The sequence below is a fragment of the Candidatus Poribacteria bacterium genome (assembly GCA_021162805.1).
Classification (GTDB): Bacteria; Poribacteria; WGA-4E; order B28-G17; family B28-G17; genus JAGGXZ01.
This window is the reverse complement of the sequence record JAGGXZ010000205.1, coordinates 1-13662: the sequence shown is the minus strand read 5'-3', so window position 1 is coordinate 13662 and position 13662 is coordinate 1. Positions and strand designations below refer to the sequence as shown.

Below are 13662 nucleotides of genomic sequence, written 5' to 3'. Positions count from 1 at the left end.
TATACGATAAGGGCGATCGGTCCCGACGGCACTGTGGGAGTGGTCACGAAGGTGAATCCCGGACCGAAGTGGTATCGCCCGGACAGAATGAAACCCACTCACACCGTGACCGTCGTTCTGGGAGAGCAGAGAATAGCACCGCAATGAATCGCTCCACATAACTTAGTTGAGGAAGGTGATTATGAGCTAGAGGATTCTCCGAGAGATAACAGCGAAGCCGACCTCCCCTTTTTCCTAGGGTCCGTGCCGGCAGGAGGTTCTTCTCGTTGGCCGAGCCGATACAAGGTCCCACGGTGGAGCGGTTCCGGAGAGAGGCTAATAGCCTCGATGGTCAAGGGTTCGCCTCGGCTTTTCCTCATATTATTTGCCAGCTTCTCCACACACTTATTTTCCCCAGAGCCGGCACAATATAATAACTCGCCCTTGCCTGCGAGAGACACGTCAGGTAAAATTACAGATGTGATGAGGCAACCCAAGCGTGTACTTCTCATGAGGCTTGGTTCGCTAGGCGATGTAATCCTATGTACCCCCTGTGTCCGGGCCCTGAAGGAAAACCTACCAGATGCAACCGTGGTCATGTTGACGGAAAGGAGATTTGTGCCCCTTTTCAAATATAACCCGCATATAGATAAAATCCTGACCTTCAGCCGTGAAGCTAGGTGGTTTAGCAGAAGCGGAATGCTTGATCTCGTTTGCAGGGTATGGAGGGAATTCGACTGCTCTATCGATCTACATCACAAATTTAGAACGGCGTTGTTGGGATTCCTCAGCGGAGCGGAGAAACGAATCGGATATAGGTCCGTCTTCTCGCCGTTTTATACGGATTCGATCCCCGATGACCCCTCGATCCACGTCGCCGAAGCGCATCTCAATCTCCTCCGCCCTCTGGGGATCGAGGTGGAAAAAGCTCCGCCGGTCGAACTTCACCTGTCACCTGAGATGACGATCTGGGCCGAGGAAAAAATGCTAAGCAGAGGGATAGCTCAAGATAGGCTGAGGTTCGGAATTTTCCCCGGAGCAGGATGGGAGTCGAAGAGATGGAGGGCTGAGCGGTTCGCAGCTCTCGCCGATCTGGCCATCGAGAGATTGAGCGCGCAGGTGTTGATCTTCGTGGGACCAAATGAAAGATGGATCGCCGAGAGGGTGAGAGAGGCGATGAGCTATGAGCCGATCATATTCGGCGATATGAACCTGCTCGAACTGGCCGCCTTGATCTCCAGATGCGATCTCTTCCTCTCAAACGACACCGGCCCGATGCACATCGCCGCCGCTGTAGGCGTTCCGACGATAGGGCTTTTCGGGCCCTCAGATCCGACCAGATTCGCTCCCTTCGCTCCCAACTGCTTCGCTCTGAAGGGCGACGCGCCGTGTTCCCCATGTGGGGATTTCAAACGGTGTGACGGGCGAAGGTGTATGGACGCCATAACCGTAAAAAGGGTTTGGGAAAAGGTCGAGGAGATATGCGGGAGGATATCCGAAAGATACTGGTGATGCATACGGGGGGATGGATAGGGGATATGGTGCTTCTGACCCCGGCCCTCCGGGCGATCAGGAACGCCTATCCCGACGCCCATATCTCTATTCTGGTAAACCCGCTGGTCGAAGGACTTATGAGTCGAAATCCATACATCGATAAGGTAATCGTCTACGACAAGCGAGGGGAGCAGAAGGGGATGAGAAATCTCCTCGGGATGGCCTCCGCGCTTAAAGAAGAGGGATTTGATATGGCGATCCTGTTTCATCCCAACTCCATCCGATCCGCCCTCTTGGCCTTTCTAGCCCGGATACCCATCAGGGTTGGGACGAACACTTCCAAGAGAGGCATCTTCCTGACCGATCCCATACCGGATGAGAGCGATCTGCACGAGGTAGAACGGTATTTAAGGGTCGCGCGGATCGCCGGAGCGAAAGAAGTTAACGATAGGCTTGAGTTTTGGCACGGCCCCGCCGAAAGGAGCTACGCCCAGTACAAGTTCATGCAGTTCGGGATAAGGCCGAGGGATTTTGTGATCGGAATAAACCCCTCCACCACATGGCCATCCAAGGCGTGGGCGCCGGAGAACTTCGCCGCCCTGGCAGACATGCTCGCCGAAGAGGCCGGCGCTCGGATCATAATCACGGGATCGCCGGACGATGTGCCGCTGGCCGAAAAAATCGAGGAGATGACCCGATGTAAGGTGATCAATCTCGCCGGCAGGACGGATATCTTCCAGCTTGGCGCCGTGATAGAGCTGTGCGATCTCTTCATCTCCTGTGATAGCGGACCTATGCACATCGCTGCGGCGGTGGGCACGCCGACGGTCGCCCTCTTCGGCCCGACCTCCCCGACCAGACATAGGCCCTACGGCCAAAATCACATCGTCATACGTCACCCTTTCCCCTGTTCACCATGCTACAGGGTCCATTGTCCTAACAACGTCTGTCTCTCATCCATAACCCCCTCTGAGGTCGCCGCCGCTATCCTGTCCAGGAGGAGAAAATGGAGAAACACATAGAGAGGTTCCTCAGATATCTCGAACTTGAGCGGAATTACTCGCCCAATACGCTGCGCGGGTACAGGTCGGATCTGAAGGAGTTCGAGAGATATATCAGGGAGTCGGGACTTAATTCGGTTCTGGAGGTCGATCATCTGACGGTGAGGGGATACCTGGCGAGGCTTCAATTGAACGGGTTGAGCAGGGCGACGGTACAGCGCAAGCTCTCCTCACTTAAGACGTTGTATAGGTTCCTTCACAGGATGGGGTTTATCGAGGCCGATCCGACGGCGAGCATCTCAACACCTAGGGTCGAAAGGAGGCTTCCGGATTTCCTGACGGTCGAGGAGGTCGATATGCTCCTATCGGCGCCGAGGGAGGATCGGCCTATAGAGGTAAGGGACAAGGCGATGTTGGAGTTGATGTACTCCACCGGCGTCCGCGTGAGCGAGCTCCTGGCGATCGACCTAAATGATATAGACATGTCGGAGATGACCGTGAGGGTGAAGGGCAAGGGGAGAAAGGAACGGATCCTCCCCTTCGGCGAGGTCGCAAAAAAAGCGCTGGAGAGGTATCTTGAGATCAGAGATCGCATGATCCCGGCCGGATCGAACTGCAGAGCGCTGTTTGTGAGCGACTGGGGCAGACGTATGACGAGCAGGAACTTCCGTCAGAGGCTGAAGATCTATACGAAAAGGGCGGGGATAAAGAAGAAAGTCTCACCTCATATCCTGAGGCACTCCTTCGCCACTCACATGTTGGAGGCGGGAGCGGATCTAAGGGCCGTTCAGGAGCTTCTGGGACATTCGAATCTCTCCACCACGCAGATCTACACACACGTCACTGCCGAAAGGCTGAAACGGATCTACGACAAGTACCACCCTAGGGCCTGACTCAACCCCCTCATTTTTTGCAACTTTTCACCCCTTTCCCCGTTTTAAGATATGAAAACTCGGGAAACCTCTGTGAATCGCCATACCTGACGATAATTATGAGCGATAGATAGATGGGCATAGGTAGAAAGCGATTTGCCGAAATAGTGGAGGAGAGCTATAGATCCATATATCGTTTGGCGTTTTCCATGCTTGGAAGCGAGCAGGACGCCTGTGACGTCACACAGGAGAGCTTCGAACGGCTCTGGAGATATCGATCCAAGGTGGACGAAAGGGCAGCATACGTCTGGCTTAGAAAAACAGCCCTTAATCTGTGCGTAGATCTGCTACGCCGCAGGAAAACCGAACCCGAACCGCTCGATCCGAACGATGAGGGATCGTCACTCATCGAGATGAGACCTGATCCTCTAAGGCGATGTCTGCGGAAGGAGGAGATGCTCATGCTGAGAAGGGCTTTGGATAGGCTGCCCGAGAAGTACAGGGCTGCCGTGATCCTGAGGGATGTGGAGGATCTATCCTACAGGGAGATTTCGCAGATCCTGGGACGGCCTGAAAATACGGTGAAATCGGATGTGTTAAGGGGGCGGAGGATGCTCAGGAAGATCCTCGCCCCATATTTCGATTTTAAAGGTGAAAAGCCATGAGGGACATGAGGGAGCTGCTGTCTCAGCTCAGGGATATCGAGCCTCCTGAGGGTCTGAAGGAGCGGATACTTCTATCGACTGTCAGGAGAAGTAGACTATATAGGCTGGTGGCGCTTGCCTCGGCCGCTGCAATCGTCGTCGGACTCGCCCTTGGACTGTTCCTGGGAGGGCTGTTCGTCGGACAGAACCAGGCCCAAAAGGAGGCCGTGAAGTTGTTGGAGGGAATCCGACAGACATCAAGACCTCTTGAGGAGAGCTCCATGATGCTCCTCGAAGCCATCGTGTTGACGATGAGGACAACATCTATGGTGCAGAGTCAAGACGAGGAGGTGGTTAGAGATGAAGGGATTTAAACCCCTTTATGCCATCTTAATCCTGACGATTTTGGCCCTACCGGCCCTCGCCGATATAAGCGTGATAGGATGTGTTCAACATCCGGGGCTTTACAACGTGGAGGGCGTGATCTCAGTCGCTAAAGCTCTAACTTTGGCGGGAGGCGCTCTGAAGGAGGCGAACCTGAGGGATGTATGGGTAATTCATCCCGACGGCTCGATCGATAGGGTGAACGCCGAAAGCTCAGGCTCGAAGGTCGAACTCCACCCGAACGATGTTCTTTTCGTGCCTAAATCAGGAGGAATGGCACGGATCGGCGGGGTAGGCGCTCCGGTCGAGCTTGACGACCTCATAGAGAGCACCGGAGTTACGCTTAAGGAGATGTTGGATCTGACGGGACCGGCTCTGGCTGCCTCTAAATCCCTGCTTCAGGGGATCGCCCCTTCCGTAACGCCGTTGCTCGCCGATCTATCCTACGTCAGAATCAGGAAGTTTTCTTCCACCGGGGATGGACGTAAGTTCGAAGAGCTGGTCAAGAAACTGGAAGAGAGGCTGAGATCATCGGGCTGGAGGAAGATCATGATGTCAGCGCCGGTGGGAAACTACATGACGGCACTATGGACGCTTGAAAACGGCAGGGGCGAGACCATCGGCCTGCTGGTTCTCAACAGGAAGGATTCGGAGACGCAGATCGTCAATCTCGTCGGGAGGATAGATTTCACCAAACTGGGCGATCTGACCTCGCTTGTGAGATCATCGCCGCCACCACCATCGTTCAAGCTACCTAAGATAAGGTCTATCCCCAGCGTGAGCGCGACTGAACCCTTCACCGGCTCACCGTCGATAATGAGGGCCTATAACCCAAAACAGGCCGAGGAGTTCAAGCGGACGATCGAGCAGGCGTGGAGATATCGAATGGGGTCCCGAAAATCCCTCGAGGTGGTGAGGGAGGCGCTTGAGGACGCTATGAGAGAGGTCAAATCCGATAGCGTGAAGATGCGTATTCGAGACGCCCTCGGAATGATCAACAAGATGGAGATGGGTAGGAAGGTCGAAGGAGAAGGTTACCTCGGCGTGCGAGTATATGATCTTCGGGAGATCGACGTGAAAAAGCTCAAAACGGCTCCCTACAGGAGAGGCGCTGTCGTCAGCAAGGTCTACAAGGGATCGCCCGCCGACAGGGCCGGGATAAAGGTGAGGGACGTGATCCTCGCCTTCAACGGCCGTGAGGTCAGAGGTAAGGATGATCTGGTCAACGCCGTTCTATCATCCAAGCCCGGCGATAAGGCTCAGATCGAGCTTATAAGAAAGGGTGAGAAACTTAAGGTTGAGGTCGAGATCGGAGAGAGGCCGGTGGAGTAAATTCGTTGTCATTCGCCGTCATTGTATGATCATAGGGTTTATTGTGTTTGTTGGGTTTATCCCGGCGAACTCAATAAACCCTGTTACATCGTTGAAACCTCACAGGCGCAATGACTAAATGACGATAAATGACTTAATGACCACAAATGACCCTTCCTCACGTCCCCGCCACATACGATCATTGACAAAATCCCAAAATCGCTTATAATTAATATTAAACCTGAATGGGGGATGAGCTATGAGGACGGTTCTGGAAGAGAGGGAGGAGTGGACGGAGAGACCGGGGTTGTTGGAGAGAAAGTGGTTTATAGGGCTACTTCTGATCCTGCTTCTGATCGCCCTCGCCTGTGCCGTCCTGCTCGTCATGTATCCCGATGTGCTGGATAAGATAACCGGCGGCGGTAAGCCCAAACCTCCTCCACCTCCTAAGATAAGCTTAAAGGTGATAGGCGAATACTTCTATTGGGGGGTGTAACAACATGAGGGTTCGCCTAATTTTAGCCTTGGGAGCTATCACCTTATCGGCTCTCGCCTGGATTCTAACCTTTGGATGTCAGCCCAAACTGCCCGGCCCGGATGCCGTTGAACTGTGGAACGTGATAGGGATCAAGTCGCAGTATAAGGGCTGGGGACAATGGTCCGATCATAAGGGCATGCAGCCCAGCAAGTCACCTTACGGACCGTTCCATATCATTTACGTCAACGGCAAGGGGCTCTCCTCGAACAGGGTTCCGCTCCCCTATGGCACGGTCATCGTCAAGGAGAATTACACGGCCGAAAAGAAGCTCGCCTCCATCACCGTCATGTATAAGATCAGGGAGTTTAATCCCAGGAACAACGACTGGTTCTGGGCCAAATATTCGCCGAATGGCAAGGTCGAGACGGCCGGGAAGGTTGCCAGTTGTATCCAATGCCATGCGGCCCGTAAGGACAACGATTACATCATGGCTCACGAGCTGAAGAGGTGAACCCTTCACCGCCAAAGATCAGGGTATACCTCTTTTAGGAGGTATACCCTCCTCTGATCTATCACCCTTGCCGGACCGTACTTGACCGGAAACTTTACGCCAAGGTTATCGATCACACCGTCCGGGTTGATCTTTTCGCCGTTGATAAGTTTAAGGGCCATTCTCAAGGTGAGTTTTCCCCTCTCACGATGCATCGGATCGATTTCGACGTCATGCTCCCCTCTCTGTAGGTATTTGATCGTTTCCTTCCCCGCTCCCACGCTTACAGTTATTGTCCTATCCAGCAGGCCATGGGCCCTCAGCGCCTCTATCACGCCTGGCATCACATCGGTATTACATGAGATAACCGCCTGGACGTTATCGGCGTATCTGGTCAGGAGGGCATTTATGAGCCCAAGCGCTCGGAAGGGAGTTTCGGCGTGGACCCCGGCAAGCAGGTTTGCCCCTTGATATCCATCGAGAACATCATATATTCCCAGGGTTACTCTGCGCAGATTTTCGTTCCCTCGCGGCTCCTCTATCACGATGAAATTCGCTCTTTTTCTATCCCTGAGGGCCTTCTCCGCGGCGATTCTAGCGGCCATCTTACCCATCTCAATGTAATTCGGCTCGACCAGAAGGGAGACCTTCAATCTTCTCGGATATTCGTCTAGCGATACGATAGGCACGTTTTCCTGAACGGCCTTCTTGACGATGACATAGTCGAACTTGGGATCGAGTGTGACGGGGTTCCACACAAGGGCATCTATTCCCTTGCCGAACATCTCATATATGAACCGCCTCTCCGCCGCCACAGTCGATTCGCCTTTTCTCCTCAGGGATACGTCTCTCCATATCAGCTCGACGTTTAGCCTACTTGTCTCCTCCATCATCCCCCGCTTGATCTCTCTATAGGCTGTCCTACCGCCGTCAGCAACGCAGACGCCGATCCTGATACCTTCTCTCTCCGTCGAACATCCCAGAAGCGTCAGTATCAGAACCAGGGGGAAGATCACCTGGAGTTTAACCTTCATGGATTTCCTTCCCTTAATCTCGGTTCATTCACCTTCGATATCATCCATGCGCCACAGAAAATAAGACCCGAGGCGAGCAGGAAAACAGCCTCATATGAGAACAGGTCTATCATGATCAGGCCGAGCGATCCCACCGCCCACAGCGTCCTACCGTCCGGCGAACAGAGGTCATGTAGCCATGTTCTTTTCATCCCTATATCCACCCTCATCCAGCTCCTTCCACCATCCTCGGTCTGGAGGATAAGGCCGTTTGTGCCGACCGCCCATCCGACCTTCCTGTCTTTAGAAATAGATCCCCGTTATCTCAGCAGCAACGCTATGATGGCCACGATGATGGCGACTGCAGCCGTTATCAGGGCGATGTAATCTCTGAACTTGGAGAGGAGACTATAGCTCTTCAGGGCATTCAGGCAGGATATCGCTATGGGGTTAAGGGGATCGAGTTTAAGGGCTCTTTTCCAGCTCGATTTCGCCTTTCGGAACTCCCCCTTCCGGATATACACCTTTCCGAGTAGATTATAGGTATTGACGTGATATGGATCGTGGGATAGGGACCTCTTCAGGGCATCTATCGATTCGTCCAACCTTTCCTCCTTCGCCAGCTTCAGTCCTGTGTTGTAAAGCTGTAAGGCCTTTCTTCTATCCCCCTTCATTCCGTTTCCACCTCATACATCAGCTCCAGAAGTTCATCCTCCACTTCCTCTACCTCATCTTCATGACCTCTCTCGATGGCACGTTCCAGCTTCGAGGCCAAGTTGATAAGCTGAGACGCCTTTTTCTTATCGCCGATCTCCTTCGCTATCTTCCTTGCCCTGCTTATCAGCGCTTTCCTCTCCTTATCGTCCATCTCCACGGTAGCTCGCCATATACGTTCTGTCTTCCCCTTCGCCTCCTCCTTCTCCTTTGAGCTCATCCGTTCGGGGGTCGCCTTCAGGGTGACTTTCATCTCCTTGCCGCTATCCTTTTCCCTGGCTGTCACGTGAACGATGCCGTTAACATCATAGTCAAAAGTGATCACGATCTTCGGCACGCCTGCGGGAGCGGGGGGTATGCCCTTGAAGAGGAATTCGCCGAGCAGCGTGTTTTCGGAAGCCCTCTCGCTTTCGCCCTGATATACCTTTATCTTGACTACATCCTGGTTATCGTAAACCGTTGTATACACCTCGGACTTCGATGTGGGGATGGTAGTGTTTCGTCGGATGATGACGCTGAACTGATCTGGAACCGGCATACCGAGCCTGTATCCTAGAACTTCGACTCCGAGCGAGTGCGGGGCCACGTCCACGAGCACGGCGTCGATATCCTGCCCCTCTATGATCGCAGCCTGAATTGCCGCTCCCATGGCGACACAGAGCTCAGGGCTGACCTCGGTATGAGGTTCAAGGCCGAGCCTGTGATGGACGACCTCCCAGACGAGCGGTATCCTGGTCGATCCGCCGACCATGATCACCTTATCTATCTCGTTATGTTTTAAACCGGCATCCTGAATAGCTTTATCGATGGAATCTATCGTCGATTCGACCAGATCCCTTATCAGATCCTCGAAATCCGATCTGGCTATCTCAAATACCAGGTTCAGCGGTTGGCCGTCCTTGCTTGCTATGAACTCCTCCGAGATGTTGGCGAAGGGTCTATCGGATAGGACGATCTTGGCCTTTTCGGCCGCTCTTGTGAGCCTTGCCAGAGCCTTTCTATCCTTCCTCAAATCCACCTTGTACTCGGATTCAAACCAGTCGGCAACATAGTCTATTATCTTCTGATCGAAGTCGTCTCCGCCTAGCTGCGTGTTGCCGTGGCTTGCCCGCACCTCTACCACGCCGGATTCCATCTCGACTATCGAGACGTCGAAGGTCCCTCCACCGAGGTCATAGACCATGACATATCGTATGTCCTCGCCCCTATCCTTCATACTATAGACCAGAGCCGCCGCCGTGGGTTCGTTGATTATCCTAACGACCTCAAGCCCTGCTATCTCGCCCGCATCCACGGTTGCCTGTCGCTGAAGGTCGGTAAAATAAGCGGGGACGGTGATCACAGCCTTTTCGATCTTCTCGCCCAGATACCTCTCGGCGATCTCCTTGAGCCTTCTAAGGATGAAGGATGATATCTCCTGCGGCGTGTAGTATTTATCGCCGAGCTTCACCCTCTCATCCGTCCCCATCTTGCGCTTTATCGACTTGACGGTGTTCTCCGGCTCGATTATATACTGGTTCTTGGCGGGCTGACCAACAAGCAGCTCCCCGTTCGGTGATATACCCACGAACGAAGGTAAAATCCTGCTCCCCTTTTCATCCGGTATGACGAAAGGCTGCCCGTCTTTGACGACAGCTATCTCCGAATTCGTGGTTCCCAAATCTATGCCTACTATCCTGGACATTTTCACCCACCTCCTTCTCCCTAATCTACAAATCCCATCTCCTCCCACAACGTTCGTTCCCTTCGTTTTCCACTGCCAGGCTCGGCCTTTTTCGTTTTTGTCCTTTCATCTTCCGAAATCTTCGGTTTAGCGACTATAACCTCCGCGAACCTGAGGATTCGATTTCCGAGGAGATATCCCTTACGTTGTTCGGCTACAACGGTGTTCGGAGGAAATTCATCTGTGTACTCCACATCGACGGCGACGTGCAGGTGGGGATCAAACGGCTCACCTACGGTCTTCATCTGTCTGACGTTCCACTTCTTGAATAGATCGAGGAGCCTCTGATAGATTATCCTTATGCCGTTTGCCCAGCTTACGAGATTAGGATTATTCGCCGAGAGGCTCACAGCGGCGTTTATCGCTTCCTCAAGCCCGTCAGCGATCGGGAAGAGATCTTGCAATAGCCCAACGGGAAGCTTATCTTCCTGAGATTCAAGTCTATCAAGTATCTCCCCTATCATCCTTTTCAGCGACTCCCTTTCCGATTGGGCGAGGCTACTGGAACGAAGATAAGCTTTTCCCTGTTTTTTGATCTCCTCTCGGATTCCCTCAAGGCTCTCTATGAGAAGATCACCCCTGTCGGGTGATGATTCCTCAGGAAGTTCCTCGGGCTCCTCCCATATCTCAAAGGCGGGGTCCTGAGCTACTATTGACTTCCAGTTTCTGAACAGCATGAGCTCACCTCGATCCCTTTAGGTCCACATCCTGAAAGTCATCTGAGAAATCGGTTCTGGAGAGCTCCAGAGATTCGGAGAATAAGGATTTCAGGACGAGATTGAGATCTAGCTTAGGTTTGTATTCTGATCTCTCGTTCCTCCCATAGAGCTCGAACTCCTTAAACGGCTCGGAGAATATGAACATATCAGCCTCGACCCTCTTTCTAAGGTCCCTTAGCTGCTCGTAGGCTGCTCGTATCTCCTTGAACTTCTCGCTATCCCTTTCGGGTGTGAATCTCTTGACCAGATCAAAATACGCCCTTCTTATCTCCTCCTGGGAGGCGTTCCTATCCAATCCCAGTATCTCGTATGGATTTTCGATTTTCCCCTCTCTATCTTCCATGGCTAAATCTCTAGAAAGGGCAAACCTATATCCTTGCGGATCATCATTTTTATCGTCTCCATGATCTCAATCATCTCTTCGTTTTCGTCCTCCGATTTCCTCAGCATTCTTATACCTCTATCGAGCCATTTGACGGCCTCCTTTTCTTCGTCACAGAAATAGCAGGCGAAGCTCATCAGGAGATATCCCGGTCCGAATTTCGGAAAGAGTTTAATCAGCTCCTTAGCATATCTCCTGGCGAGTTCAGGCTCCTCATCCATTATCTCCTTAATCAGAGTTATGAATATAATCTTTTCATCCTCGTCACCTTTGGCCCTGCTGAGAGCCTCGCGGAAGTATTCCTCCACCTTATCGTATATCCCCATATTGACATAGTTCATCGCTATATCGAGCGGGATCTCATAGGATTCCCTGTCGACCTCAAGCGCTTTTTTGTTATACCGTTCCATCTCCTCAGGGTTCAAGGTCTCCATCGAGAGAGCAAGGTTGATGTAGAGATTAGGGGCCTCCGGAAACAGGGCGATTCCCTCGTCGATCAGCTCCTGGGCTTTCCTCCTATCACCATCGCTGAGATAAGCCTTCACCAGGAAAGCCCTGAGCGGATGGGCCTGCGGAACCCTTTCCAATCCTTCCTTGACCAATCTCAACAACCTTTGAGGGAAGTTCCAATATTTGTCCGACTCGTGCATGTAGCAAGCGCAGTATCGGTATGTAATTTCCTCATTATCAGGCTCTATCTTGAGTATCTTCTCATAACACCGAGCCGCCTTCATGTGCTGTCCCAACTCCTCATAGGCCTCTCCCATTCTGAACAGCACCTCGATGTCATCGGGCTTTACCCTCAACGCCTTTTGGAACTCAGAGATCGCCTCACTTATTCTTCCCTCGTTCATGAGCAGATTGCCGAGTGAGAAGACAAGGTTGAAGTCATCCGGTGCGTTGACGGCAGCGCCCTTTAAGGCTCTGATAGCGTTTCCCACGAGCCCCACTTTCATATAGTTATCAGCGAGATGTTCGTACGCCGTACGTAGCTTTGCCCTTATCAACTGGCGATCCTCCGTCGATTTTCCCTTTCCCCTCCATATCTTTATGGCCTTCTCCCAATAATCGTTGGCGGTGATCGGGTCTCCAAGCTTATCGTATGCGAGGGCAAGGTTATGCAGTGCATCGGCGTTATCGGGGACTAGCTCAATTATCCTCTCCCATCTGTTGATAGCCTTTTTTAGCTCGTCCTTTCGGACGAATTCGTTCGCCTCGAGGAAGTAGGCTCTCACAAGGTTGTTTCGCGCCACATCATCCTTTGGATTCAACTTCAGTAGCTTTCTCCATATCGGGATCGCCTTCTCCAGCGCGTCCTTTTCAACGGCGTATTGATCGGCGAGCTGGTGATAGATCTTCGTTAGGGCATCCTTGACGAGGTGGGTTTTCAGGTTCAGTTTAAGCGCTTTCTCCCATGCGGTTACGGCGCTGAACAACTTGCCCGTAGCAGCATGTGCCACGCCGAGATGGTATAACACACCTTGGTTTTCAAATCCCATCTCGATAGCCTTTCGAAACATCCTTTTGGCCTCGCTATATCTCTGTAGCATCAGGAGAGCCACGCCTCTTAGATAAAAGGCACGAGGCGATTCGATCTCCGAGATAACCTTTAAAGCCTCCTCGGCCTTTCCACCCTTCAGGAGATGAAAGGCGTCGATGAGACCCCGCTCCTTATCATCGTCCAACCCACCGACATCCTCTACCTGAGCAACGACGGCGGCGAGATGCCTTCTAAATCTCTCGTTTTCAGGGTTTAACCCCACTGCTCTCCGATACCACTCCACCGCCTTGTCGAGCCTATCCATCTTATGATATGCAAGGCCGAGATGAAAGTTATATATCGGGCACTCCGGCATATATCTGACGGCGTTATGAAGATCGGAGATAATCTGAGCCATCTTCGCCGATTCAGACTCATACGCTGAGAGTGCCCTTCTAAAGTATGCCTCCGCTATGAGTCGAGCAAGCTGCTTTATCCCCTTCCCCCCCGGTATCCTATTCCAGGATGATATGGCCTTGGTATACTCTCCCCTTTCGAAGTACTCGACCCCTTCTCTATAGAAGGAGGTCTCAAAAGGGGATGATACACTCCTTTTCTTCTTCCTTTTCCTCTTTTTTCTTCCCATCGCCTCTACCTTCTCGCTGATAAGGTCACATCCTGGATGATCTAGGGTAACACTCTGTCCCGTAGGGTGGGGATTTACCCCCCGCCGATCAGCGGCATGTAAAATGCCGCCCTGCGAAAGTGTTACCGTAATTGCGAGCCATCCCCTGATTAAAACAAAGTATATCATAAAACCGATAGGGCGGTCAAACATCAGAAGATCGGGTCAGGACTTCTCAAAATTTCGAGTGGGAATAGAGATGAGAAATGAACGTAGAAGAGTGATAGATGCTGAGAGGAATCATCAAGAAAAGAGAACATACCCCTCCCTCCTCATCTATTCCCCAGGTCACT

General features: G+C 52.4%; 15 protein-coding genes. 8 read left to right on the top strand and 7 right to left on the bottom strand.

The features are described 5' to 3' along the window. The first annotated feature begins 678 nt into the window (after positions 1–678). The 8 genes from J7M22_16920 (at position 679) to J7M22_16885 (ending at position 6674) form a co-directional block, all read left to right on the top strand. Positions 679–1491, top strand: coding sequence for a glycosyltransferase family 9 protein (locus tag J7M22_16920; GenBank protein ID MCD6508287.1), 813 nt, complete (start codon positions 679–681; stop codon positions 1489–1491). Then, a complete protein-coding gene (gene waaF / locus J7M22_16915) occupies positions 1461–2495 on the top strand; it encodes a lipopolysaccharide heptosyltransferase II (GenBank protein MCD6508286.1) in 1035 nt (344 codons plus the stop codon). The genes J7M22_16920 and waaF overlap by 31 nt, the downstream gene beginning before the upstream one ends. Beyond that, a complete protein-coding gene (xerC, locus tag J7M22_16910; protein ID MCD6508285.1) occupies positions 2480–3367 on the top strand; it encodes a tyrosine recombinase XerC in 888 nt (295 codons plus the stop codon). Before waaF ends, xerC begins: the two co-directional genes overlap by 16 nt. A 113-nt stretch (positions 3368–3480) precedes the next feature. Continuing rightward, entirely contained in the window at positions 3481–4011 is a 531-nt protein-coding gene (locus tag J7M22_16905) for an RNA polymerase sigma factor (protein MCD6508284.1), read from the top strand. Then, on the top strand, positions 4008–4364 hold the full coding sequence (locus J7M22_16900) for a hypothetical protein (GenBank protein MCD6508283.1): 357 nt from the start codon (positions 4008–4010) through the stop codon (positions 4362–4364). Before J7M22_16905 ends, J7M22_16900 begins: the two co-directional genes overlap by 4 nt. Beyond that, complete coding sequence (locus tag J7M22_16895) at positions 4351–5706, top strand: PDZ domain-containing protein (protein MCD6508282.1); 1356 nt, start codon at positions 4351–4353, stop codon at positions 5704–5706. The genes J7M22_16900 and J7M22_16895 overlap by 14 nt, the downstream gene beginning before the upstream one ends. Positions 5707–5944: 238 nt before the next feature. Continuing rightward, positions 5945–6181, top strand: a complete 237-nt coding sequence (locus J7M22_16890; GenBank protein MCD6508281.1) for a hypothetical protein — start codon at positions 5945–5947, stop codon at positions 6179–6181. 4 nt (positions 6182–6185) lie between these two features. Next, positions 6186–6674: a cytochrome P460 family protein gene (locus tag J7M22_16885; protein MCD6508280.1), complete on the top strand. Its 489-nt coding sequence runs from the start codon at positions 6186–6188 to the stop codon at positions 6672–6674. Positions 6675–6679: 5 nt separating this feature from the next. Here J7M22_16885 and J7M22_16880 read toward each other — a convergent pair whose 3' ends face one another. The 7 genes from J7M22_16880 to J7M22_16850 form a co-directional block, all read right to left on the bottom strand. Further along, on the bottom strand, positions 6680–7687 hold the full coding sequence (locus J7M22_16880; protein ID MCD6508279.1) for a sugar ABC transporter substrate-binding protein: 1008 nt from the start codon (positions 7685–7687) through the stop codon (positions 6680–6682). Continuing rightward, the gene (locus J7M22_16875) at positions 7684–7896 is read right to left on the bottom strand and encodes a hypothetical protein (protein MCD6508278.1); all 213 of its coding nucleotides are present in this window, start codon (positions 7894–7896) and stop codon (positions 7684–7686) included. The genes J7M22_16880 and J7M22_16875 overlap by 4 nt, the downstream gene beginning before the upstream one ends. Positions 7897–7986: 90 nt before the next feature. Continuing rightward, positions 7987–8340 carry a tetratricopeptide repeat protein gene (locus J7M22_16870; protein MCD6508277.1) on the bottom strand — a complete coding sequence of 118 codons (354 nt, stop codon included), beginning with the start codon at positions 8338–8340 and terminating at the stop codon, positions 7987–7989. Then, complete coding sequence (locus tag J7M22_16865; protein ID MCD6508276.1) at positions 8337–10064, bottom strand: Hsp70 family protein; 1728 nt, start codon at positions 10062–10064, stop codon at positions 8337–8339. Before J7M22_16865 ends, J7M22_16870 begins: the two co-directional genes overlap by 4 nt. A gap of 20 nt (positions 10065–10084) precedes the next feature. Continuing rightward, positions 10085–10780, bottom strand: a complete 696-nt coding sequence (locus tag J7M22_16860) for a nucleotide exchange factor GrpE (protein ID MCD6508275.1) — start codon at positions 10778–10780, stop codon at positions 10085–10087. A gap of 4 nt (positions 10781–10784) precedes the next feature. After that, the gene (locus J7M22_16855; protein MCD6508274.1) at positions 10785–11165 is read right to left on the bottom strand and encodes a DnaJ domain-containing protein; all 381 of its coding nucleotides are present in this window, start codon (positions 11163–11165) and stop codon (positions 10785–10787) included. A 2-nt stretch (positions 11166–11167) separates the two neighbouring features. Further along, positions 11168–13330, bottom strand: a complete 2163-nt coding sequence (locus J7M22_16850; GenBank protein MCD6508273.1) for a tetratricopeptide repeat protein — start codon at positions 13328–13330, stop codon at positions 11168–11170. Positions 13331–13662 lie beyond the last annotated feature (332 nt).

Coding starts and splice junctions, on each gene's coding strand:
- J7M22_16855 (MCD6508274.1), bottom strand. CDS start 11,165: ATGGAAGATAGAGAGGGGAAAATCGAAAATCCATACGAGATACTGGGA.
- waaF (MCD6508286.1), top strand. CDS start 1,461: ATGCGGGAGGATATCCGAAAGATACTGGTGATGCATACGGGGGGATGG.
- J7M22_16850 (MCD6508273.1), bottom strand. CDS start 13,330: ATGGGAAGAAAAAAGAGGAAAAGGAAGAAGAAAAGGAGTGTATCATCC.
- J7M22_16870 (MCD6508277.1), bottom strand. CDS start 8,340: ATGAAGGGGGATAGAAGAAAGGCCTTACAGCTTTACAACACAGGACTG.
- J7M22_16890 (MCD6508281.1), top strand. CDS start 5,945: ATGAGGACGGTTCTGGAAGAGAGGGAGGAGTGGACGGAGAGACCGGGG.
- J7M22_16900 (MCD6508283.1), top strand. CDS start 4,008: ATGAGGGACATGAGGGAGCTGCTGTCTCAGCTCAGGGATATCGAGCCT.
- J7M22_16875 (MCD6508278.1), bottom strand. CDS start 7,896: ATGAGGGTGGATATAGGGATGAAAAGAACATGGCTACATGACCTCTGT.
- J7M22_16885 (MCD6508280.1), top strand. CDS start 6,186: ATGAGGGTTCGCCTAATTTTAGCCTTGGGAGCTATCACCTTATCGGCT.
- J7M22_16880 (MCD6508279.1), bottom strand. CDS start 7,687: ATGAAGGTTAAACTCCAGGTGATCTTCCCCCTGGTTCTGATACTGACG.
- J7M22_16865 (MCD6508276.1), bottom strand. CDS start 10,064: ATGTCCAGGATAGTAGGCATAGATTTGGGAACCACGAATTCGGAGATA.
- J7M22_16920 (MCD6508287.1), top strand. CDS start 679: ATGCTTGATCTCGTTTGCAGGGTATGGAGGGAATTCGACTGCTCTATC.
- xerC (MCD6508285.1), top strand. CDS start 2,480: ATGGAGAAACACATAGAGAGGTTCCTCAGATATCTCGAACTTGAGCGG.
- J7M22_16895 (MCD6508282.1), top strand. CDS start 4,351: ATGAAGGGATTTAAACCCCTTTATGCCATCTTAATCCTGACGATTTTG.
- J7M22_16905 (MCD6508284.1), top strand. CDS start 3,481: ATGGGCATAGGTAGAAAGCGATTTGCCGAAATAGTGGAGGAGAGCTAT.
- J7M22_16860 (MCD6508275.1), bottom strand. CDS start 10,780: ATGCTGTTCAGAAACTGGAAGTCAATAGTAGCTCAGGACCCCGCCTTT.